Source organism: Niastella sp. OAS944 (assembly GCA_024809215.1).
Taxonomy (GTDB): domain Bacteria; phylum Bacteroidota; class Bacteroidia; order Chitinophagales; family Chitinophagaceae; genus Niastella.
This window is the reverse complement of the sequence record JANUBW010000009.1, coordinates 38,496-61,771: the sequence shown is the minus strand read 5'-3', so window position 1 is coordinate 61,771 and position 23,276 is coordinate 38,496. Positions and strand designations below refer to the sequence as shown.

At 43.0% G+C, this 23,276-nt stretch carries 21 protein-coding genes and 1 pseudogene; 11 read left to right on the top strand and 11 right to left on the bottom strand.

Going from position 1 to position 23,276, the window contains the following annotated elements:
• Nucleotides 1-167 precede the first annotated feature (167 nt).
• Nucleotides 168-839: a metal-dependent transcriptional regulator gene (locus GGD38_RS28520; RefSeq protein WP_375302852.1), complete on the top strand. Its 672-nt coding sequence runs from the start codon at nt 168-170 to the stop codon at nt 837-839.
• Nucleotides 826-2,709, top strand: coding sequence for an Nramp family divalent metal transporter (locus GGD38_RS28515; RefSeq protein WP_375302853.1), 1,884 nt, complete (start codon nt 826-828; stop codon nt 2,707-2,709). The genes GGD38_RS28520 and GGD38_RS28515 overlap by 14 nt, the downstream gene beginning before the upstream one ends.
• A gap of 79 nt (nt 2,710-2,788) precedes the next feature.
• Here GGD38_RS28515 and GGD38_RS28510 read toward each other — a convergent pair whose 3' ends face one another.
• Together GGD38_RS28510 and GGD38_RS28505 are read right to left on the bottom strand one after the other, a co-directional pair.
• Nucleotides 2,789-3,400 (bottom strand): Crp/Fnr family transcriptional regulator, encoded by a 612-nt coding sequence (locus GGD38_RS28510; protein ID WP_375302854.1) that lies wholly within the window; start codon nt 3,398-3,400, stop codon nt 2,789-2,791.
• A gap of 9 nt (nt 3,401-3,409) precedes the next feature.
• A complete protein-coding gene (locus tag GGD38_RS28505; protein ID WP_375302855.1) occupies nt 3,410-4,012 on the bottom strand; it encodes a Crp/Fnr family transcriptional regulator in 603 nt (200 codons plus the stop codon).
• A gap of 193 nt (nt 4,013-4,205) precedes the next feature.
• On the opposite strand from GGD38_RS28505, the gene GGD38_RS28500 reads away from it, so the two are divergent.
• Nucleotides 4,206-5,441, top strand: a complete 1,236-nt coding sequence (locus tag GGD38_RS28500; RefSeq protein WP_375302856.1) for an isocitrate dehydrogenase (NADP(+)) — start codon at nt 4,206-4,208, stop codon at nt 5,439-5,441.
• A gap of 956 nt (nt 5,442-6,397) precedes the next feature.
• Here the strand turns inward: GGD38_RS28500 and GGD38_RS28495 are convergent.
• Nucleotides 6,398-8,305: a beta-N-acetylhexosaminidase gene (locus tag GGD38_RS28495; protein WP_375302857.1), complete on the bottom strand. Its 1,908-nt coding sequence runs from the start codon at nt 8,303-8,305 to the stop codon at nt 6,398-6,400.
• A 154-nt stretch (nt 8,306-8,459) separates the two neighbouring features.
• Here GGD38_RS28495 and GGD38_RS28490 point away from each other — a divergent pair, with 154 nt between their 5' ends.
• The 3 genes from GGD38_RS28490 (at nt 8,460) to GGD38_RS28480 (ending at nt 11,494) form a co-directional block, all read left to right on the top strand.
• Nucleotides 8,460-9,287, top strand: a complete 828-nt coding sequence (locus GGD38_RS28490; RefSeq protein WP_375302858.1) for a universal stress protein — start codon at nt 8,460-8,462, stop codon at nt 9,285-9,287.
• A gap of 56 nt (nt 9,288-9,343) precedes the next feature.
• The gene (locus GGD38_RS28485) at nt 9,344-10,252 is read left to right on the top strand and encodes a LysR substrate-binding domain-containing protein (protein ID WP_375302859.1); all 909 of its coding nucleotides are present in this window, start codon (nt 9,344-9,346) and stop codon (nt 10,250-10,252) included.
• A 66-nt stretch (nt 10,253-10,318) separates the two neighbouring features.
• Nucleotides 10,319-11,494, top strand: coding sequence for a threonine synthase (locus GGD38_RS28480; protein WP_375302860.1), 1,176 nt, complete (start codon nt 10,319-10,321; stop codon nt 11,492-11,494).
• A gap of 45 nt (nt 11,495-11,539) precedes the next feature.
• On the opposite strand, the gene GGD38_RS28475 is transcribed toward GGD38_RS28480, so the two are convergent.
• The 6 genes from GGD38_RS28475 to GGD38_RS28450 form a co-directional block, all read right to left on the bottom strand.
• Entirely contained in the window at nt 11,540-11,713 is a 174-nt protein-coding gene (locus tag GGD38_RS28475) for a hypothetical protein (RefSeq protein ID WP_375302861.1), read from the bottom strand.
• A gap of 178 nt (nt 11,714-11,891) precedes the next feature.
• Complete coding sequence (locus tag GGD38_RS28470) at nt 11,892-12,071, bottom strand: hypothetical protein (protein ID WP_375302862.1); 180 nt, start codon at nt 12,069-12,071, stop codon at nt 11,892-11,894.
• Between the two features lie 759 nt (nt 12,072-12,830).
• Nucleotides 12,831-13,895, bottom strand: a complete 1,065-nt coding sequence (locus GGD38_RS28465) for an agmatine/peptidylarginine deiminase (RefSeq protein ID WP_375302863.1) — start codon at nt 13,893-13,895, stop codon at nt 12,831-12,833.
• A 71-nt stretch (nt 13,896-13,966) separates the two neighbouring features.
• Entirely contained in the window at nt 13,967-14,842 is an 876-nt protein-coding gene (locus tag GGD38_RS28460) for a carbon-nitrogen hydrolase (protein WP_375302864.1), read from the bottom strand.
• A gap of 53 nt (nt 14,843-14,895) precedes the next feature.
• Entirely contained in the window at nt 14,896-15,630 is a 735-nt protein-coding gene (gene bshB1 / locus GGD38_RS28455; protein ID WP_375302865.1) for a bacillithiol biosynthesis deacetylase BshB1, read from the bottom strand.
• Nucleotides 15,631-15,884: 254 nt separating this feature from the next.
• Complete coding sequence (locus GGD38_RS28450) at nt 15,885-17,021, bottom strand: serine hydrolase domain-containing protein (RefSeq protein WP_375302866.1); 1,137 nt, start codon at nt 17,019-17,021, stop codon at nt 15,885-15,887.
• 277 nt (nt 17,022-17,298) lie between these two features.
• Between GGD38_RS28450 and lpdA the strand changes: the two genes are divergently transcribed.
• The 3 genes from lpdA to GGD38_RS28435 all read left to right on the top strand — a co-directional run bounded on the left by lpdA (nt 17,299) and on the right by GGD38_RS28435 (nt 19,882).
• Nucleotides 17,299-18,702: a dihydrolipoyl dehydrogenase gene (gene lpdA, locus GGD38_RS28445; RefSeq protein ID WP_375302867.1), complete on the top strand. Its 1,404-nt coding sequence runs from the start codon at nt 17,299-17,301 to the stop codon at nt 18,700-18,702.
• Nucleotides 18,703-18,800: 98 nt separating this feature from the next.
• Nucleotides 18,801-19,559, top strand: coding sequence for a DUF6882 domain-containing protein (locus GGD38_RS28440; protein WP_375302868.1), 759 nt, complete (start codon nt 18,801-18,803; stop codon nt 19,557-19,559).
• 71 nt (nt 19,560-19,630) lie between these two features.
• Nucleotides 19,631-19,882 carry a hypothetical protein gene (locus tag GGD38_RS28435; RefSeq protein ID WP_375302869.1) on the top strand — a complete coding sequence of 84 codons (252 nt, stop codon included), beginning with the start codon at nt 19,631-19,633 and terminating at the stop codon, nt 19,880-19,882.
• A gap of 57 nt (nt 19,883-19,939) precedes the next feature.
• Here the strand turns inward: GGD38_RS28435 and GGD38_RS28430 are convergent, their stop codons facing one another.
• Nucleotides 19,940-20,677 carry a DUF4197 domain-containing protein gene (locus tag GGD38_RS28430; RefSeq protein WP_375302870.1) on the bottom strand — a complete coding sequence of 246 codons (738 nt, stop codon included), beginning with the start codon at nt 20,675-20,677 and terminating at the stop codon, nt 19,940-19,942.
• 53 nt (nt 20,678-20,730) lie between these two features.
• Here GGD38_RS28430 and GGD38_RS28425 point away from each other — a divergent pair, with 53 nt between their 5' ends.
• The gene (locus GGD38_RS28425) at nt 20,731-21,861 is read left to right on the top strand and encodes an NAD(P)/FAD-dependent oxidoreductase (RefSeq protein ID WP_375302871.1); all 1,131 of its coding nucleotides are present in this window, start codon (nt 20,731-20,733) and stop codon (nt 21,859-21,861) included.
• A 62-nt stretch (nt 21,862-21,923) separates the two neighbouring features.
• A pseudogene (locus GGD38_RS28420) lies at nt 21,924-22,085 on the top strand (four helix bundle protein); the annotation flags it as partial.
• An 18-nt stretch (nt 22,086-22,103) separates the two neighbouring features.
• Here GGD38_RS28420 and GGD38_RS28415 read toward each other — a convergent pair.
• Complete coding sequence (locus GGD38_RS28415) at nt 22,104-23,255, bottom strand: MFS transporter (RefSeq protein ID WP_375302872.1); 1,152 nt, start codon at nt 23,253-23,255, stop codon at nt 22,104-22,106.
• Nucleotides 23,256-23,276: the final 21 nt, after the last annotated feature.

The window sequence follows — 23,276 nt, the reverse complement described above, 5'->3', positions numbered from 1 at the left end:
AATCACACCTGCCTAAAAATTAATGCCACAACAACGCGGTATTTAACAACCCATTGCTTGGAAGTAGGCTATTTATTTTTTAGATTTGTCTAAATTTTATTTTAGATAAGGAAAGAAATTGCTGATTTTGAGATCAATCCCAAAATCGTAAATCAGAAATCTCCAGTATGGTCCCCAAATATTCGAGCAGCAGAGAGAATTACGTGAAAGCCATCTTTCACCTGCAGGAAATACATGGTACTGTTACCACCAACGATGTGGCCAGTGAAATGCAAACCCGGCCTGCATCGGTGACAGATATGCTGAAGAAGCTGAAAGCGCAAAAATTATTATTGTATGAAAAATATAAGGGCTTTAAACTGAACACGGAAGGACGAAAAGTAGCCCTGCAGATCATTCGTAAACACCGGTTGTGGGAGTTTTTTCTGGTTGAAAAGCTGCGTTTTGGCTGGGATGAAGTGCATGAAATTGCCGAAGAACTGGAACACATCAGCAGCAAAAAGCTGATCGACAGACTCGATGAATTTTTAGGCTTCCCTAAAACCGACCCCCATGGCGACCCCATTCCCGATAGCCAGGGCCGCTATACCATCAGCCGCCAGGTTGATTTGCTAAACCTGCCTGTAAATCAAATAGCCGAAGTAAGTAGTATTGGCGATCAATCGGTAGAAATTCTTGAATTATTGAACCACAAACATATTGCCCTTGGCACCAGGCTGGAAGTAAAGAAAAAGTTCGCCTTCGATAATTCGCTCGAACTGAAGATAAAGAACCAGTCGACAGTAACTATTAGTGAACATGTAGCAAAAAACGTATTTGTGAAATATGATGATGAATAAAATTAAAGGGGAATCTTCGTTGAGCGAAGTACATGAATCGGTAGATATCAATAAAAAAGGTATAGGCTGGAAACGTGTGCTGGCTTTTTTTGGCCCCGCTTACCTGGTAAGCGTAGGTTATATGGACCCCGGTAACTGGGCTACCGATCTGGCCGGTGGCAGCCGCTTCGGTTACTCCCTTATCTGGGTTTTATTAATGAGCAACCTCATGGCCCTGCTTTTACAAACCCTCAGCGCCCGGCTTGGCATTGTTCGTGGCCGCGATCTTGCACAGGCTAACCGCGAAACCTATCCCCGCTCTATAAACTTTCTGCTGTATATACTGGCCGAAATTGCCATTGCCGCCACCGATCTGGCCGAAGTATTAGGTATGGCCATTGGTATTAATCTGTTAACTGGTTTACCGCTTATTTGGGGCGTAAGCATTACCGTGCTCGATACCTTTTTATTGTTGTTCCTGCAACGGCTAGGTATTCGTAAAATGGAAGCGTTTATTATTGCACTGGTTGCTATTGTAGGCCTATCGTTCCTGGTAGAGATAATTATAGCCAAACCTAATTTTGGAGAAATGGCTACCGGCCTTGTACCTACCCTGCCAAACGAACAGGCATTATATATTGCCATTGGCATTATTGGTGCCACCGTAATGCCACACAATTTGTATTTGCACTCGGCACTTGTGCAAACCCGTAAAATTGCCAAAACCAAAGAAGGCATTAAACAGGCGCTTAAATGGAGTTTTATTGATTCGGCAATAGCCCTAAATGTGGCCTTTTTGGTAAATGCGGCTATACTGGTTCTTGCCGCAACCACCTTCTTTAAAAAGGGAATGGTTGAAGTAGCGGAGATAAAACAAGCGCATCAATTGCTATCGGGGTTATTGGGCTCATCGGTAGCACCGGTGTTATTTGCAGTAGCGCTTATTGCGGCCGGACAAAGTTCTACCGTTACCGGAACCCTGGCCGGGCAAATAGTAATGGAAGGTTACCTGCGCTTACGCATCAATCCCTGGATGCGACGTATGCTTACACGTTTGCTGGCCATTGTGCCCGCTATACTCGTAATAGCCATTGCCGGCGAAAAAGAAGTAGATGCCTTACTGGTGTTAAGCCAGGTGATACTTAGTATGCAACTGGGTTTTGCCATTATTCCCTTGATACATTTTGTTAGCGACAAAAAGACCATGGGTGCTTTTGCCATAAAACCCTGGGTACAGGCCATTGCCTGGTTGGTGACAGCCATTCTGGTATACCTAAACCTTCGTATGCTGGTAAATGAAGCCGGTTCATTCTTTGCCCAATCATCGAGCATGTTCTGGAAGGTATTGATCATTGCTGGTGGCGTCGGTTTCCTGGCATTGCTGGCGTATATCATCTTCTACCCTGTTTTCAGCAAATCGAAAAACGCCTCCATTCAAATGCATCCGCATATGGAAGGCCTTCAAAAACTTACCATTCCTGCATATAAAAAAATAGCCGTCGCTTTGGATTTTGGCGAGCACGACGATAAGTTACTGGCCCACGCCATTGGGCAGGGACAAGGCAATGCCGAATACCTGCTGATACATGTGGTTGAAAGCCCATCGGCCCGGTTGTTGGGTAAAGAAAGCGACGATTACGAGACGCGGGCCGACGAAGCGCGTTTACAATTGTATGTAACACAATTACATGAACAGGGGCTTACCGCCACCAGTCATTTGGGTTTTGTGAACCGTGCGGGAGAAATAATAAGAATTATAAATGAATCACAAGCCGATATGCTGGTAATTGGCGCTCACCGCCACAGTGGAATAAAGGATCTGTTGTATGGAGAAACAATTAACTCGGTACGGCATGTGTTGAATATTCCGATCCTTGTAGTGAACTTATGAGTTATTGAGTTCTTAGTTTTAAGTTTTAAGTTAACTACATAAGCTCCTGTACAAAAAACCAAGAACTTAAAACTAAAAACTATTTCTTTTGTAGCAGTAAGTGTTTTAGCCTGGAAAAGGTCTCCGGTTTAATATTAAGGTAGCTAGCAAGTACCTTTTGCGGCACCCGCATAAGCATTTCAGGGTGGTTATTGATGTATTCGAGAAAGCGATCGCGGGTGGGGGTTTTCAGCTGATCGAAATAGCGGGCATCTTTTTTAATGAACATTTCCATAATAATGGCGCGGCCCATTACTTCAAATTCAGGTATCATTTCAAATGCCTCCTGTAAACGGTCGTGTCGTATTGAGATCAGTACTGTAGGCTCCAGGGTTTGAACGACCACTTCGGATGGAGCGCGGTGGTGAAAGGAAATTTCTGATTGAATAAAATGGCCTTCGGTGGCCAGTTGCAGGGTTACTTCGCCCCTGATGGATGAGGGAACGTATTTGCGAACAAGACCTTTTATAACAATGTTCAGGTAATCCTCCAATTCGCCCTGGTTAACCAGTTTCTTCTTTTTTTCGAAACGGCGGATCTCCAGATAAGGTATTAGTTTCTCAACCGATTCACGACTAATTGGTGAAAATCGCTTAAGGTGAACCAGCAATTGCTCATAACATTCCCGGGCTGCAATATTTTTTTCCCCCATAAATAAGCATCATTTAAGATACGGAGCATCTGAGCCCTTTTTCGACCTCAGTAAATGCTTTAACCGGCTGAATGTTTCAGGTTTTATGTTCAGGTACGAGGCCAGGTATTTTTGTGGCACTCGTTGAAATAGATCAGGATTATCGGTCATAAAACGCAAAAAACGCTCTTTGGTACTAAACCTTATACGTTCAAGCTCCCAAACCTCTTTCTGCAAAAACAATTCGGTGATGATCAACCTGCTCAAACGTTCCAATTTCGGATATCGGCTATAAAGCTGTTCTGCTCTGTCGTGGTGAAGTGAATAAAAAGTGGTTGGCTCAATGGTTTCAACCACATAGCTGGAAGGAACTCCCGAAAAATACGATACAGAAGAAGAGATCAGCTCCCCTTCTTTGGCAATTTGGGTAATAACCTCTTCCTTTCCCTTGTAGAAAAACTTTCTGGCAAGCCCTTTTATAACAAAATACAAATGCTTTTCGGTTTCGTTTACATCGGTTAAACGAACCTTTTTATCTACCGATCTTACTTCTATGGAATTAATCAGGGCTTCCAGTTCTTCAGCCGGAAGGTCAATAAATTGGTCTATATACTTCTGTAATATAGCAACCATACTGCAAGTTATGTTTTATCAACAATTAATAGTTGGTGTTTCGCCGGGAGCCTCCGTTTTTTAGGTACATCTATGTAGCAAGCAATGGAAAAACAACATACGATCAATCGGTTGGGCAGCTAAAAAGCCTTTTGCACATTTGGCCATTCTGCTGTAGGTTTGCACCCTTATTTGAAGGCAAAAACAAGCATTTATGGCACAAAAAATCAATGTACAGAATCCTGTTGTAGAACTGGATGGCGATGAAATGACACGCATTATCTGGAAGTTCATCAAGGATAAACTCATCCTCCCTTACGTTAACGTCGATATTAAATACTTCGACCTGGGTGTTGAATACCGCGACCAAACCAATGACCAGGTTACAATTGATGCCGCCAATGCTATCAAACAGTATGGTGTTGGGATCAAATGTGCTACCATTACACCCGACGAAGCCCGCGTAAAAGAGTTCTCCCTGAAACAAATGTGGAAGAGCCCTAACGGTACCATTCGTAACATTCTTGATGGTACTGTATTCCGTGAGCCAATTGTGATCAACAATATCCCCCGTTTGGTTACCAACTGGACAGCACCCATCATCGTTGGCCGTCACGCCTTTGGCGATCAGTATCGCGCTACCGATACAGTGATCAAAGGAAAAGGCAAACTCACTATGACCTTCACTCCCGAAGGTGGTGGCGAACCGCAAACTTTTGAAGTATACAACTTCAAAGGCGACGGTGTGGCTATGACCATGTACAACACCGACGAAAGCATCATCGGTTTTGCCCGCAGCTGCTTCAACATGGCCCTCGCTAAAAAATGGCCTTTGTACCTCAGCACCAAGAACACCATTCTTAAAAAATACGACGGTCGTTTCAAAGACATCTTCGAAGACATTTATCAAAACGAATTTAAACAAGCTTTCGAACAAGCCGGTATCGTATACGAGCACCGTTTGATCGATGACATGGTTGCCAGCGCCCTGAAATGGAATGGCAATTTTGTTTGGGCTTGTAAAAACTACGATGGCGACGTTCAAAGCGACACTGTAGCACAAGGTTTTGGTTCACTGGGTTTAATGACCTCTGTTCTGATCACTCCTGATGGTAAGACCATGGAAGCTGAAGCTGCCCACGGTACTGTAACCCGTCACTATCGCGATCACCAAAAGGGTAAACCAACCAGCACCAACCCTATCGCTTCTATCTTTGCATGGACGAGAGGTTTGGCTTTCCGTGGAAAGCTCGACGGTAACCAGGCCCTTATCGACTTCTGCAACACATTAGAGTCTACCTGTATAGAAACAGTTGAAAGCGGTAAAATGACTAAAGATTTGGCCGTTTGTATCCACGGAAATAAAGTAGAACACGGAAAACACTTCCTGTATACTGAAGAATTCCTCGATGCCATCGATGCTAACCTGAAAAAGAAAATGGGTCTTTAATATTACCCGCTTCTCAAAATAAATAGGTTATACATTATCAAAAAGGCGCCCCCGCAAAACGGGAGCGCTTTTTTGTTATCCGCCATCCCCGCTTTAGTGGTTTCCGGGGAATTTATGATTGTAGTCAGTATTTTAAAGAGAAAGGCCTTCCCGAATTTCGGAAAGGCCCTTGTGATGATAATACCCCTTAACTTACCTATTTTGAAAATTCTTAGTTCTATACTGCCTTTGTGATTTCCATTAGCACATTAGCTAATTATCACATTATCTCATTATCATTATTTGTGCCTAATGGGCCGCCGCCCATATTATTCCTGTTAAGAAAACCATAAACCCCACTCAACATTCAGAAACATTCTTCACCTTGAGACATAATTTCTACAAAAAGGTCCCAGGCGTTTTACTGGGACCTTTTTAGAAATGATTGATTAAACCCTAAACTATTTATTCTTTACGTGCAGGAACCACCATCGCTTGCTTAGCGGTTAATCATCACCTTGTTATGCAGGGTCGATGATCGTATTTTAATTGACAGTTCACGCAATAAATACGTTGCGCCTTCAGTTTAGTAAGCATGTTAAAGAATAGATAATGTAGCAGAGGGACTAACCGGGCGCAGGAAAAAGCTGTTTAAAAGCCTATAAGATCATGTGAGGTTTGAAAACAAAATGGCAGCAGGATCACGACCTTAAATATTACAACAAAAAATATTTTGCCATTAAAATGAAAAGCCCGAACGTTAATTATCGAAAGAGACATAACCCCTTTGCATATTGTCGCAACATTAACCCGATCTCTACCCTTCCTTATAAAAATATTTGAATTCTTTCTTGCCAGGGGAACGCCTATGTACACGTGAAGGATTAAACAAGTACGGCCGGCGTTCCTATTTTATTTTAAAGCAAACGGCCCGAAGAGCGAAGCTCATCGGGCCGTTCCATTTGCACATTAGCTAATTACTTCTTCTTCTCTGCACGCTTTTTCAACTCCGCTACCGGCATTACGATCATTCTGCCAACAGGCGCTGCGCCACGATAGGTGATCACTTTCAGGCTCACGGCATCAACAGGCACTTTTAACGCCTGTGTATATTTGGGATAGAAACGATCGGGGAATGAATTATCAAAACTGTAATAGATATCTAACCCCTGCACCTCAGTGCTCATTTCTACTTTCAGTTGCTCGCCATCTTTGCTGGCATTGAATATAGGCTCATACATGCTTGGGGCATATTTGATCTCTGCCACATCAAAGCGTGTGAAATGATTCTCTACACGGCGTATAAAGTCGTTCCAGTTCTTTTTCTCCTTAGGCGACCATACACTTTCAGCTACCGCAAAAGCACGAGGCCAGGTCATATATTGCGCATGACGCATATTGTAAACCTGTTCTGTCCATAAGTTCGCCTGACCGCCCTTGATATATTTAGGATCTACTCCTTCGGGCACCGGCTCAAACTCATAAGAGTTGGTCAACCGAACCGATTTGTACACCGGTGGCTCAATTACACCATCGCCCTGCATCAAATCGATATACACATTATTATTGGGGCTCATTACCACTTCATGTTGCATTTTAGCAGCTTCTGCCCCACCCTTTGAACCACGCCAGCTCATTACGGCCGCATTGGGCGCCAGGCCGCCTTCTAAAATTTCATCCCAACCCAGCATCTTTTTTCCTTTCGACTCAATGATCTTTTCAACCCGCTTTACAAAATAGCTTTGCACTTCATGCATATCCTTCAGGTTCTCCTTTTGCATCAGGGCTTTAATAGCATCGCTTTTCTCCCAAAAGTTTTTGGCGCATTCGTCGCCGCCCATATGAATGTACTCAAAGGGAAAAAGCTGGGCCACTTCGGTGAACACTTTATCAAGCGCTTCATATACTTTTTCATTGGCCGGGCACAGGGTATTATCAACCAGTGCCGAAAATGTACCCTCGCCCCATTGCATGAATTTTTCACCTGAGTTTACGCGATAGGTCCCGGGCGTACAAGACAGTTCGGGGTACGAAGCCACTACCGCCATGCTATGGCCAGGCACATCTACTTCGGGAAGAATATTCACAAAACGGTCTGCCGCATATTTTACCAGCTCTTTAATATCTTCCTGGGTATAAAAACCACCATAGGTGCGTGGTTCATTTTCTGCAGGCGGCGTAAACGTACCAAACGTTCCGGTTTTTTCTACGCGCCAGGCGCCTACCTCCGTTAATTTAGGCAGCGATTTTATTTCAATACGCCAGCCCTGGTCATCGGTAAGGTGTAAGTGCAGTAAATTGTATTTGTACTTAACCATATCATCGATATAATCCTTCACTTCTTGTTTGGTAAAGAAGTGACGCGATACATCGAACATCAAACCACGCCAGGCAAAACGGGGGTAGTCGGTAATATGCACACCAGGAATAACCCAGCTGGCCTTTTTCACCACCGTTTGACTTTCTATTTCTTTAGGTAATAATTGTATAAGGGTTTGAACGCCGTAAAACAAACCGGCCGCATCATTAGCGGTCACCTGAACACCGGTGGCTGTTACATCTAAAATGTACCCTTCTTTACCAATAGCCTTATCGGCTGTTTTGTTAAGGGTAAAACTAATGGCATTGGCTTTAACGCCAGGGGCCGCGGCGGCAAGCGTAAAACCAGTAGCGGTTTTTACTTTGTCGGTAAATAACCGTACAACCCGTTGCACATCGACATTTTTAGCATCGGCGGCAACTTTGGTTTGGCTCGAAAGCACGAACCGGGCGCTCTTTTTTTCGAGGCTCACCGGCTGGGGAATTATGGCAATGTCGTTGGGTGTTTGCGCAATCACCATGGTACCGATCAAAAAGGAGGTAAGTAACAGGCTGATTTGTTTCATATTAGTCTTTATTCTTTGAGGATGTTTTTCTCCCATTCAGGATTTTTAAAATTAAGGGAAAATCTCCGCTCACTTCCACTAAAATTCATGCAAACGATTGATCCTCTTTATTGAATGAGGTTTAATTTGTAACTTCCCAAAAACAATCAAATACATGAAGAAGATTCTGGTACCAACTGACTTTTCGGATACATCGAAGAATGCAGCACTGTTCGCCGCTCAAATGGTTGCAGATCTCCAGGATGCTAAAATCGTTTTGATCCATGTGTCAGATAAGATAACAGGCGGCTCAGACGGCACTCCATTAACCGAAGACGATGACGATCGTCGTATCATTCTTACACAGGCCCTCAGCCAGTTGTCGGAAGAACTGCTTACCGTATCCAAGGTGCCCATTGAATTTGTTATGGAAAAGGGCACCTCCCTTGTGGAGACCCTCACCCGTTACGTTCGCTACCAGGCAATTGATCTGGTAATAATGGGAATCACCGGCGCCACCCGCCTTGAACAGATCTTTATGGGTAGCAATACGCTCGAAATGGCCAAGGAAAGCGCCTGCCCTGTTTTGATCGTTCCGCCAGACGCAAAATACCGCAAGATCAAAAATGTGGTGCTGGCCAGCGACTTTAAAGATGTAGATACCACTATTCCGGTTGCACCGCTAAAAGCTACCCTCGACCTGTTTAAGCCAGCCCTTCACATTGTAAATGTAGATAGCGAACACTATGTTGAGCTGACTGACGAATACAAAGCAGAAAGAAAGAAACTGGAAACCATGTTAACAGGATATTCGCCTGAGTTCTACTTCATCAGGCAATATGATTTCTTCGATGCCATCAGCCAGTTTGCCGACGATAAGAATATCGATCTTATTGTGATCGTTCCGCGCGAGCGTTCTTTCCTCAGCGGTTTGTTTAAAACCAGCCATACTAAAAAGCTGGCCTATCACAGTCATATACCCATTGTTGCAATACACGAATAACAACAGTTCAAAATATCACAAAGGCGTAGCTGAAAAGTTGCGCCTTTTTTCGCTAAATGCTAAGTTACAGTCATATCGTATTTTTTGAGGTAGCCACCCACCTCAGCTTTTCAAAAGCTGCCGATGTTTTATATATCAGCCAACCCGCTATTACCAAGCATATTCAATCGCTTGAAAAAAGTTATAAAGTAAGCCTGTTCGAACGCAAGGGCAATTCGGTATCACTCACCAGCGAAGGCAAAATACTGCTTGAATATGTAGTTAAGGGCCGCGAGCTGCAGCGCCAGCTTGAATTTGATCTTACCAAACAAAAGAACCTGCAGCAGGCACGTGGTTCACTTACGCTGGGTACCAGCACCACCATATCGCTGTATGTTATTCCACCTGTGTTTTCAGCCTTTCATCAACAATACCCCAATATCGATCTCACCCTTATCAACCGCAATTCGGAGAATATTTTAAAAGCCCTGCTCGATCATGAAATTGACCTGGCCATTACCGAAGGACGTAACACCATTACCTCGGTAAAATATCAATTCTTTTTAACCGATGAGGTAATACCGGTATGCAGTGCCAAAAGCAGCCTGGTGAAAAAGAAAAACATTACACCGGAAGAACTCAAAAATATACCTGTAGCCTTACGCGAAAGAGGCAGCGGTACTCTCAGCGCCGTTACCGAAGCATTGCAAAAATGTAAAATAAGCATTGCCGATCTGCAACATAAAATAGTTTTGGGTGGAACCGAGGCCTTGAAGAATTTTTTACTCGACGATGTTTGTTTAGGCTTTTTGCCTTTACGCTCGGTAGCGCGTCAACTAAAAAATGGTGAGCTGGTTCGGTTATCCATCGCAGGTTTACAAATACATCGTGAGTTTTATTTTATGCAGCGCCGCGGTTCAGAAACCGATCGTATTAACCAGCTCTTCATTAAACTGGCTACCAGTCACTATAACAAAAAGTTATAGCGTATAAGCAAACGGTATCGTTTCACTTGCAGCAGGTTGTTACTTTTACGCTGTCATTACGGAACAATGAAAACAGTACAACCACTCACCGCACTACATCAGCTCGTGTGTTCGCAGTGCGAACAACCATACAGCGCATTTGAACAGCAAACATTTTCTTCCTGTTGTAACAAACCATTGGTAGCACAATATAACCTGGCAGAAGTACCATCTAAAACGGTGCTGTACAACCGGCCGGCTACTATGTGGCGTTACAAAGAAGTATTGCCTGTTTTAGAAGAAGAAAATATTGTAAGCCTGGGAGAAGGCATGACGCCCATTTTGGAATTAAAACGCTTACAGGCAGTATATGAATTACCAAATCTTGTATTGAAAGATGAATCCAAAAATCCAACCGGTTCATTTAAAGCAAGAGGATTAAGTGCAGCCGTGTCAAAAGCAAAAGAGTTTGGCGTAAACACCTGCATAGTTCCAACAGCAGGTAATGCCGGTGGCGCATTAGCAGCCTATTGCGCCAAAGCAGGACTAAAAGCCATAGTAGTAATGCCACGCCATACCCCGCAGGTATTTAAAGATGAATGCGAGTTATATGGAGCAGAATTAATTTTGGTTGATGGCCTCATTAGCGATTGCGCTAAAAAAGTAGCACAGTTAAAAGAGAACATCAGCTGTTTCGATATTTCTACCATGAAGGAGCCTTACCGCCTTGAAGGCAAAAAAACCATGGGCTACGAAATTGCAGAGCAAAACAATTGGACGCTGCCCGATGTGATCTTATACCCAACTGGTGGCGGCACAGGGTTAATAGGTATGTGGAAGGCATTTAAAGAAATGCAGCAAATGGGTTGGATCGGTGACAAACTTCCGCGACTGTATGCAATACAGGCAGAGAACTGCCAACCCGTTGTACAAACCTGGAAAGGCTTACAACCCAATGCAAAAGGCTATGTTGGTAAACCCTCCCTGGCCAATGGATTGGCAGTACCAAATCCGTTTGCAGAAGATATGATGTTAAAAGCATTACGCGAATCGAAAGGGCAACCGCTGGCTGTAAGCGATAGTGCAATGGTAGCCGCGGTAAAAGAAATAGCACGAAAAGAAGGATTGATCATTGCTCCTGAGGGCGGCGCATTATGGAGTGCGTTATTGCAATTGGTGCATGAAGGAATTGTGCAGCGTGCAGAGAAGATATTATTACTTAATACAGGTTCTGGATACAAATACCTTGAAAATATTCTTTAAAGGACGGGTAATGCGGGGCTGGCTAAATGCCGGCCCTTGATTTTACTATTTCTTTTCAGAAGGCACTTGCGCAGACTTAGGTACGCCGTAAGTTTTAAGTACTCTGTTGGCCTCATCTAATTTTTCTTTAAAGAGCACTTTCCCGGCATATTTTTCATCGAGGGTCTTATCTATGTAAATACCTGGGTATTTAGGTTTTATTAAACCTTTATTTTTCATATACACTATTTCTTATCCTTAGGTTTTGGAAGCCCAACACGTTTAAGTGTCTTATTAGCCTCGTCCAATTGCTCCTTAAAAATTACTTTTCCCTTATACTTTTCAAGGGATTTGTCAATATGAATAATAGGTAGATATGCTTCGTTGAACTCTTTATATTCTTTACTAAACTCCTTCATTAATTATTGGGATTCTTTTCAGAATTCTTTTGCTCAGACTTAGGTACGCCATAAGTTTTAAGCATTTTATTTGCTTTGTCTAATTTCTCCTTAAAGATCACTTTCCCATTATATTTATCAAGGGACTTATCTATGGTAACTACGGGATGTTTTATATTATTTATGTCTTTGTTATCCATTGTACGAATTATTATTGAAGAATAAATATATTATAAATCTAAACTAACTTTATATAATTACGAAACTAACGGACTTGATTATCGTCAACTTATTTCATTACTACAGACGATGAGTTATGAACTGCATCTGTTAGTATGAAATGAGCACAGTTAATTTAAAACAGAGCTAGTTAGATTAAAATGAAGACCATTTAGTATAAAATGAGCGCTACTTAGTTTAGAAAATGGGCTTTTTGATTTACAATGAAGAAAGTTAGCTTTAAATAGGTACTTGTTAGTTTAAAACGGGGGGCCTTTAGCATAAAATTCAGACCAATTAGTGTTAAAAAGGGATAATTTAATTTTAAATACGAAATCCTAATCTAATTATCCTCGTTCCTACGTTATGAACAGGCAATACCAAACTAATGATCGCCCTTAATAGCCTTATCATCACCAACCTTAGTTCCATTTTTCTGATATTTAGATTAGAATGGGTAGCTATAAGTTTAGAATGGCACATCCTAAACTTGTTTTTGTTGATCCTACACTCTAAATGACAATCATTTCACTTCTGGCTATGAACTTTAAATTTATTTTCCCTGCATCTTAACTTATCTCCATGAAAACCTAAACGACAAACACCAAAACGATGCTAAAAAAAGAAATTCCAACATTAAAAACCAAAACAAAAAGCCCTAATGAAGTAAAACTTACCTCATTAGGGCTATTTTATATCTTAAAGCCACTAACTGTGAACTAAGAACTAAAAACTCAGCACTAAACAGCCGGCTCCTGCTGACTTAAACAATGGAAACTTCCTAATCCCCAAATAATATCAGTAGAGTCGATGCCTATCACTTTTCGATCGGGGAAATTTTGCTGTATTATCTGCAACGCTTTATCATCTTTCTCGCAACGAAATGTAGGAACTATCACTGCAGCATTAGCAATGTAGAAATTTGCATAAGAGGCTGGCAAACGCTGATCTTCATACACCACTGCATCGGGCATGGGCAGTTCTACAATATTCAACTGCTGGCCGTTCAACAAACGCAATTGCTTCAACTGACGCAGGTTGTGTTGCAGCAGCTCATAATTCTCATCCTGTTTGTTCTCTTCTATTACAGTCAACACAGTATTGGCATTTACAAAACGAACAGTATCATCAATGTGCCCGTCTGTGTCATCGCCAACAATACCTTCATCAACCCACAACACCTGTTCAGCACCATAATAGTTGTATAAATATTCTTCAATCTGCTGCTTGTTCAAATGCGGATTGCGGTTCTCATTTAATAAACAGGCAGTTGATGTGAGTATGGTGCCCTGTCCGTTAAATTCAACCGAACCACCTTCCATTACAATCCCCGGATTGTAAACAGGAATATCATAATGTTTACCTATTAAAGTTGGAATAACATCATCGAGATCGTATGGCGGGTATTTATTACCCCAGGCATTATACCCCCAGTCAACGATCACTTTTTTAACATCGGCATTGGGGTTTATTAAAAAGGCCGGACCATGGTCCCGGCACCACGCATCGTTGGTAGGATGTATAAAGAACTGGATCCTGCCCAGGTCGGCGCCTGCTTCGCGCAAACACTTTATGGCAAATGCCTTCATGGCCTCATCAACCACGTTGATGCACACTGTTTCACCTACTGCTACTTCTTTTATGAACTGGCAGTATTTAGGATAAATGCTTTCAATTTTACCGGGCCATGAAGCTTCCTTATGCGGCCAGCTTAACCAGGTAGCGGTATGCGGCGCAAATTCAGCAGGAAAATAATAACCCAGTTGCTTTGGTGTAGGTGTATCTGGAAATTGAAATGATGCCATTCTTATTTCTATATTCGTATTTCTTTGTATTAATTAGCACATCAGCAAATTATCACATTAGCTAATTATGCTTAGTCTTCGTCAATAAACCGCTTCGTGATCGGCTGGTAAGAATCGATCCTACGGTCGCGTAAGAACGGCCAGTGCGTACGATAGCGATCGGTTGTAGCTGTGTCCAGTTCCATTACATGCACTTCTTCTTTATCGGGCGAAGCCTGGTATAATACAGTGCCGAACGGATTGCTTACAAATGAACCGCCCCAGAATTTCATAGCACCGTTCTGCTCAAGTCCAACCCGGTTAACACTAACTACGTGCACACCGTTGGCAACGGCATGACCGCGTTGAATAGTTTGCCAGGCGTTGTATTGCTCAACATTGGTAGCATCGTCTTGCGAAGTTGCCCAGCCAATAGCTGTTGGGTAGAACAGAATTTCGGCGCCCATCAAAGTGGTAATACGCGCAGCTTCGGGGTACCATTGGTCCCAGCAAATGAGCACACCAAAAGTGGCATATTTTGTTTTCCATACTTTATAACCCATATCACCAGGCGTGAAATAGAATTTCTCATAATACGCCGGATCGTCGGGAATATGCATTTTACGGTATTTACCCAGGTACTTACCATCGGCATCGATCACCGCGGTTGTATTGTGATAAATACCCTGTGTTCTTTTTTCAAACAAAGAAGCAATGATCACCACACCGGTTTCTTCCGCTACCTTGCTCAACGAATCGGTTGAAGGGCCAGGTATGGGCTCTGCCAGTTTGAAGTTTTCATAATCTTCCACATCGCAGAAATACAGCGAAGTGAACAACTCCTGTAAACAAACGATCTGCGCACCTTTGGCTGCCGCCTCACGTACTTTAGTAATCGCTTTTTGCAGATTTTCTTCCTTATTGTTGGTGCAGCTCATTTGCACCATGCCTATTTTTACTTTTGCCATTTTCAGTTGTTAGTTCAATGTTTAAAGATCTCGGTTTCTTTTACCAGTCAATCCTAAGTTTCAACTTGCAACAAAGCATCCAGATTCCTGATCCCTATCTTCTTTTCACATATGAATCCCTCTGCATATTTCACGCCAATACGTTTCCCCATCATGCGGGCGCGGCCAATAACGCTATCGAGGAAATCGGGCGATGAAATATAGGTTTGCGGACCATCACCTCCAATTTCAACATTGAACTGGGTGGTATAGGCTTTTACCGCTTCCATCCTTTGCTCAAACACATCAGAAATGTCAATGAGCAGATCTGGTTCATGGTACCAGTCCTGCAGATAATGCAGTATATATTTAGGGCGCCATTTTGGTTGTGGCCTTCCGTTTTCGTCGGTTGTTTCAATTTTAGCCAAACCCGATAAAAAGCAGGCCGTGGAAATCAATTGCCCCGCCCGGCCATGATCGGGATGGCGGTCGGTAAGGGCATTTGCCAGCACCACTTCGGGCTGCCAGGTCCTGATGGCCCTTATCAGCTGCATCTGATGTTCTTCATCGTTCTTAAAAAAGCCATCGCGCATTTTCAGGTTGGCCCTAACATGTACTCCCATAATTTCGGCGGCTTTGGCTGCCTCGGCATACCGGGTCTCAATAGTGCCCCGTGTGCCCAATTCTCCTTGCGTAAGATCAAGGATCCCGGCCTTCTTGCCCCGCTTTATTTCATTTAGGATCGTTCCCGAACAGCTCAGTTCCACATCGTCAGGATGAACGCCTATTGCCAGTAAATCCAGTTTCATAATTTAAATTAAAGCTGCAAATGTATGAAGAGTTTAAACATTTAAACTCGTTTCAGCCTGTATTACAAATATCAATAGGGGAATGTTGGGCCTGCGCCCAAAATTTAACATTAGCGGCTGAAATCTGAAGGCCAAAGCCGAAAGCTGAAGGCTGAAGGCGAATACAAGACAGCTACCAGCCAAAAGCGAGGCCTGGATTTACTTTTGAGTTTTGAATAAAAGAACTGAGAACTAAGAACTGAAAACTAAGAACTTTAAAAGGTTAGCCCCCATTGGATCAATGCATTCACTTCGGCCGGCGCATTGTCAATTCGCTTATCGGCCCGTTTCTTCCCAAGCCTTACAAGGATTGTTTTTTTGGAAGGAATAACAATCACATATTGTCCCAGAATACCGCGGGCATAAAACACCTCGGGACGGCTGGGGGTAATCCACCACTGATACCCATAGTACTTACAGGGCTGGCCGGTTTCGTCGGGTATGAGGCAGGGTTTTATCGATTGCTGGTAGTAATCCAATGAAATGATCTCATTACCTTTCCAGCGGCCGCTGTCGAGCATCAGTTTGCCCAGGCGGGCAAAATCGCGGGCATTTGAATTAAAACAACAATAGGCTTTTTCGCTGCCGCCAATTTGGTCGGTGCTCCATAATGCCGCATGTTCGGCACCTATAGGTTGCCACAATTTTTCCGAAGCGTAAGCGCTAAGCGATTTACCGGTGGCTTTTTCAACAATAAGCCCCAGTAATTGTGTGTCGCCCGATTTATATCTGTGCAGCGTACCCGGTTGTTGTACGACAGAAACGCCGGTTGCGGTTTTATATAGATCATGCCCGTAATACAGTTCGGTGGTAACTGAAAACGGATTGGCATATGATTCGTCCCAATTGGAGCCACTGCTCATGGTAAGCAGGTCAACAATACGCACTTTGGCCCGCTCCCCTGTTCTGAACTCTTCCAGATAATTACCCACCGGTTCTTCCAAAGATCTGATCTTACCTTCTTTAAGTGCGGCGCCTACCAGCAGGCTGGTAATGCTTTTGGCCATGGAAAAGGAACCAGATAAGGAGGAATCGCTGTAGCCATCCCAATAAAATTCGTATAAAACTGAATCGTTCTTAATGGCCAGCACGGCAACGGTCTGCAGGTCTTCGAGCATCTTTTTGAGGTCGGCCGGCAGGGGATTTTTGTTATAATCGTTTGAAATGTTCCAGGGTTGCGGGTCGCCGGTGACAACCGGGTTGTTGCTGAATTTTTTATAATCGTCGATATTGGCAAAATTATACCATACCGCCTCAAACAGGTAAGTGCGGCCCGAAATAACGGCATAAGCAGAAAACCCAACAATAATGATAAGAATTACAGCTACTATAGCCTTGATAAACTTTTTCATAGCGGCGGTTGTTGAATGAAGGTAATAAATTGCACCAACCTGCGCTGACCCTCTAACGGGTTATTAACTATTTTTTTCGGGGCTGTGTAAAAAAAAGGAATATGTAACACAATAAATATTATTCGAAAACCTCCGGGAACGTGTTCGTCCCTTTTTTTTGCTCTTTTCTCATTTTCGAGTAGCTTCGCAGGTCTTTATTAGAAAAAATAAGATAAGTCAGTAATAGAATACTGCCGGAAGAATCGGTAAATCGTAAAATCTAAAATCGTAAATCGAAATGGCATACGACGTAGTAGTTCTCGGAAGCGGCCCCGGCGGATATGTGGCAGCTATCCGGGCATCTCAACTGGGATTCAAAACCGCAATTATTGAAAAAGAAAGTCTGGGTGGTATTTGTTTGAACTGGGGCTGTATTCCCACCAAAGCCCTGCTAAAAAGCGCCCAGGTATTTGAATACATTAAGCATTCAAAAGATTATGGTATCGAGGCTACTGGTACCCCTGATTTTTCGGCAGTGATCAAACGCAGCCGCGGCGTTGCCGACAAAATGAGCAAAGGCGTTACCTTCCTCATGAAGAAGAACAAGATCGACGTGATCATGGGCTTCGGAAAATTGAAAGCCAAAGGTCAGATTGAAGTAAAAGGCACCGATGGCAAAACCCAGATCGTTGAAGCAAAACATATCATTCTGGCAACTGGTGGTCGCAGCCGCGAACTGCCCAGCCTGAAAATAGATGGCAAAAAGATCATTGGCTACCGCGAAGCTATGGTGCTGCCTCAGCAACCTAAAAGCATGATCGTAGTAGGTAGTGGCGCTATTGGCGTTGAGTTCGGTTACTTCTACTCAACCCTGGGCACTAAGGTGACCATCGTTGAATTCATGGACCGCATTGTACCTGTAGAGGACGAAGAAATTTCAAAAGAACTGGCAAAGAACTTCAAAAAGAACGGCATTGAAATTATGCTTAGCTCTGAAGTAACCAGCGTTGACACCAGCGGTAATGGTGTTAAAGCCAAAGTAAAAACCAAAGAAGGTGAAGTTACCCTCGAAGCCGATGTAGTACTGAGCGCTGTGGGTGTAGCTGCTAACATCGAAGGTATTGGCCTCGAAGAACTGGGTGTTAAAACCGAAAAAGGCAAGATCACTGTAGATAAATATTACAAAACCAACGTACCAGGTGTATACGCCATTGGCGACTGCGTACCTGGCCAGGCTTTGGCGCACGTAGCTTCTAAAGAAGGTATCATTTGCGTTGAAAGCATTGCTTACGGTGAAAAGAAATACAACCACCAGCCAGAAGCCCTCGATTATGGCAACGTACCAGGTTGTACTTATTGCACACCAGAGATCGCTTCTGTTGGTTTAACCGAAAAGCAAGCCAAAGATGCCGGCTACGAAATTAAAGTGGGTAAATTCCCATTAAGCGCTGCAGGTAAAGCTTCTGCTGCCGGACATAACGAAGGTTTCATCAAAGTTATCTTCGACGCTAAATACGGCGAATGGCTCGGTACGCACATGATCGGTTACAACGTAACTGAAATGATCGCTGAAACTGTAGTTGCCCGTAAACTGGAAACTACTTACCACGAAGTACTTGATAGCATTCACCCTCACCCAACCATGAGTGAGAATATTAAGGAAGCTATTGAAGTAGCTTATGGCGAAGCAATTCATATCTAATTAAGATATCACATCATAAAAAAGGACCATCTGTTTCAGGTGGTCCTTTTTTTATTGGTACCATGAATTCTTTATTTTAGTGTGAAAAGTAACATCTTATGAAGACTTCAGACTACGATAGCTTTGTACAAAAATGTGCTGAAGAGCAGGAATTGATACAAGCCAAATTTCATTCAGATTATAATATAAACAACTATGAAAATTGGTTTTATAACCAGGCAACGGGGCTTCTGACTTTTTCTACCGGAAACGACCAAATAAACTTCTCCTATATTCAGATAGGCACCTTTTCGGAAAATACAAAAACATGGAAGTGGTCGTGGGACAATGATCATACGCTCGACAATGTTAAAGACCAGGCTAATGTTATCAGGGAGTTCGGTGAAACCTCCCATTTCCCAAAACTTACAAACGGCTATTTTTCCAGTGACGAATATGAAGCTTGGGAATTCACCGCCATTGCCTTAAAGCTAACAAACGGCATCGGCGTTTACCGACCGGTTGCTGACCACCTTAAGATCTTTATGGTAATAATTGGCCTTGTTGACAATGAAACCGCCGAAAACATCAAAAGCAAATACGTTGAATGTGAGGAGCACGAATACCGCAGAAGGGCATTCGTTTGCCGGCATTTGAACCATGTGGACAAAGTAGGTTTTGAAGAAGCTTTTGAGACGTTTGAGGGGATGGAACTGAGCCTGGATGAAGATGACGATTTCATGGCCTGGTGCAACGAATGTGAAAAGGTACGACAACAGGAAGGCGAATGGAATAAAACCTCCATGGAGTTTGCCGATATTAAACTGGTGTGTGAAAAATGCTATTTTGAAATGAAGGAGCTGAACCTTGGGACATGACAATAAATAATATTGTTGTTGCCAGGCTGCCAGGGCTATGAAAGCCGCCAATTAATGTTTAAATTTAGAACATGGAAATTAACCCATGGCCTGTTTTGTTCTCGTACAGCGTCATTTTTACAATTACAACGGTCGTTTGCATGCTGCTATTAACCCTGTTGAACGACCTGAATATGTTCCGCATAAGAAGCCGGTCGGGCTATATTTTATGGGGCCTTGCCGTGGGATTGATAGTAACATTCATATTTGTTTCCTTTACATTTAAAAGCAAGCGGATAGCTAATGGAAGTATTGTTGTTCCATCTGTTTCTGCTAATAAATAAAAAAAGGACCACCCTCCGATGATCCTTTTATTAAAACGGTGAACTGTAAACAGTGAACTATGAACCCTGCGCCTCTTTACTTCCAAACACCTTCTTCAACAGATCGGTAACGCGGGCAACAGGATCTTTACGGATCTTCTGCTCTTCCAAACTAACCTGGTAAAAAATGCCACCGATCGCTTTCTCCGTTACAAAACCACTCAAATCGGGATTGATCTTGTTCGTAGCAAACTTATTATAGGCATTAAACACATCGCCCCAATATTTGGTAGCGCCTACCTTTGATAATGAACTTTCAATAACTGGTTTGAAGGCCGACGTTAATGCAGTGGTGGTTTTTGTTTTCAGATAATTGGTAGCAGCAAAATCGCCGCCTTTTAAAATACCCAATGCATCCTGAATGGTCATGGTTTTAATGGCATCAACGAAGATCGGTGCGGCCGACTTGGCAGCATCTTCAGCCGCCCGGTTCACCGATAAAATGGCTTTATCAACCAGGCTTCCCATACCCAGATCGCGTAAAGTTTTCTCAACTTTCTGCGCTTCAGTAGGTAATAATATCTTTATTGCGGCGTCCTTAAAAAAACCATCAACGGCCGAAAGTTTGCTCGAAGAGTTTTGAGCACCCACTTCCAGGGCTTGTTTTAAGGCTGAAGCAATTTCAGTGGTGCTTAACCCGCCAGCGGCGCCGGTAGCATAAGGCTCTATCTGCTTCAGGATCTGCTGGGTACTTTCACAACTGGTAAACAGCCCTAATAGAATTACACAGGATAATAATTGGATAATTTTTTTCATCATCAATTGTTTACTGATTATATTATGCAAGATTAAGGCGTAAAATTATAAAAATGCAAATATCGATCTGGGAAAAAGAAAGTTTTTATGCACCCAAAGATGTGATCATTGTTGGCAGCGGACTTGTAGGCTTATGGTGCGCCTGGCATCTTAAAAAGAAAGACCCCAAAATATCAATAGCCATTATAGATAGAGGTATTATTCCCACCGGGGCCAGTACCCGCAATGCCGGCTTTGCCTGTTTTGGCAGTGTTACCGAACTGGTTGAAGATGCCAGCCGTTTTGGCGAAGACAATATGCTTCAACTGGTTGAAATGCGATACAAGGGGTTACAACGCATTCGCAAAGTGTTCAAAGAACCGGCCATTGATTTTGAACTCTGCGGCGGCTATGAATTATTTCCACCCAACCATACCAGGCAACGGAGTGAGCTTGAACATGAAACAGAACGATTGAACAAATTACTACATGATATAACCGGTAAGAAAAGAACATTTAAAGATGCCAGCAAAAAGATAAATGAGCTGGGCTTACATCATGTTGACTATCTCATCGAAAACAAACTCGAAGGGTATCTTCATAGCGGCAAGTTATGCCAGGCCCTGTTACAGGAAGTGCAAGGCATGGGTGTTACGGTATTAAATGCCATCGAGATCAGTGGTTTTGAAAAAGTGGATGATAACGTAGTATTATACACGAACCAGTTAATACATTTAAAAGCCAAACAGATACTCATCTGCACCAATGCATTTGCCCGTCAGCTACTGCCCGATCTAAATATTGTTCCTGCCCGCGGGCAGGTTCTTGTTACTTCCCCTATTGATGATCTTCCGCTCAAAGGAACATTTCACTATGATGCAGGATATTATTATTTCCGCAACCTTGGCAACCGGGTATTATTAGGTGGCGCGCGAAATAAAGCATTTGAAGAAGAAGAAACCACCGAGCTCGAGATCACCGAAAAAATACAACAGGAGTTAGAACATTTTCTCAGCACTCACATTTTGCCCGGTTACAAATACCAGATCACCGATAGATGGAGTGGCATTATGGGAATGGGTAATGAAAAGTTACCAATAGTAAAAGAAGTGAGTTCGGGCGTTTTTTGTGCGGTGAGAATGAGTGGGATGGGAGTAGCACTCTCTCCGGTTATTGGGGAGCAGGTTAGTAAGATGTTAACTTAGCAACTGAACTATGTTTTAAGTTTTTAGTTCTTAGTTTTTAGTTTTCTTTAGGATTTGGCAGAGGTGGAAATCTTGAGTTTGTGCAATTCCTTGAAATTTCTCATGGTTCTGCCTGTGAATGCCAATCTCAACTATACCGCATTTTTGACCGCCAGTATATAAATAAGGAGCTATTTGATCAACTATTCCTCCCCTTTAACAAGAAACTAAGAACTAAAAACTAAGAACTAAAAACTAAGAACTCAGAATTTCGTCTTCGAAGCAATAACCGTCGTCATAAACCCAAGCACAGCTATAACCGCAAAAGAAACCCTTAAATTAACACCCTCAGCAATAAACCCAATCATCGGCGGGCCGGCTAAAAATCCTAAGTAACCAATTGTTGACACTGCTGCAAGCGCCACACCTGGTGAAAACACCGTTGACTTACCCGCCACCCCATATACCAATGGCACAACCGATGATACGCCAATTCCCACTAACATAAAACCAACAGTTGCAGTAACTATAGAAGGGAAACCAATAGCGACTATCAAACCGGTGGCTATTACCAATCCGCTTATTTGTAACACGCGCAATGTACCTACCCGTGCAACGAGTTTATCACCGGCAAATCGTCCACCCGCCATGGTACTCATAAATGCCGTATAACCCAATGGTATCAAACCTTTAGGCGCTTCTACCACTTTCTGAAAATATACACCGCTCCAGTCGAACATGGCGCCTTCGCAAACCATACAACACATGGCTATAAGGCCAAGCTTTAATAATGTAGCATCGGGTTTTGCAAACAATGGCCGGTCGTCATCGGCATTAATATCCTGACGAAGGGAGTTGCGATAAAGTAATGCTATCAATAAATAAGCAGTCCCGGTAATTATACAAAAATGTATGAGGGGGGGTAAATGAAAATTGATCATGAGTGTGCCTATAGAGGCGCCGGTAAAACCAGCCAGGCTCCAAATACCATGAAAGGATGCCATAATAGAACGGCCATACAATACTTCTAAACTTACCGCCTGGGTATTCACGGCTATATTGAACAAATTACCAGTAAGGCCAAAAGCAAACAAAACAAGCACCAGTTGCCATGTTGCCTGAACCAGGCCAATGTTGCATAAAATAAGTGGATATAGCACTGCCGACAATAACACCATTTTGCGGCTTCCGAAATGATGTACCAGCCAGCCCGAGAAGGGTAATGATACCATTAAACCAACAGGAAGCGCAAACAATACCGCTCCCAGACCACCATCGCTTAATCCCAATTTCAACTTTATGTCGGGAATACGGGAAGCCCAACTGGCAAAACATAATCCCGCAATAAAAAAGAAAGCACCTATTGATAACCTCGCTGCTCGCTTTGATACAGGCTGCACCAAAAAAGTATCCATGGCCGCAAAATTACTGGGAAG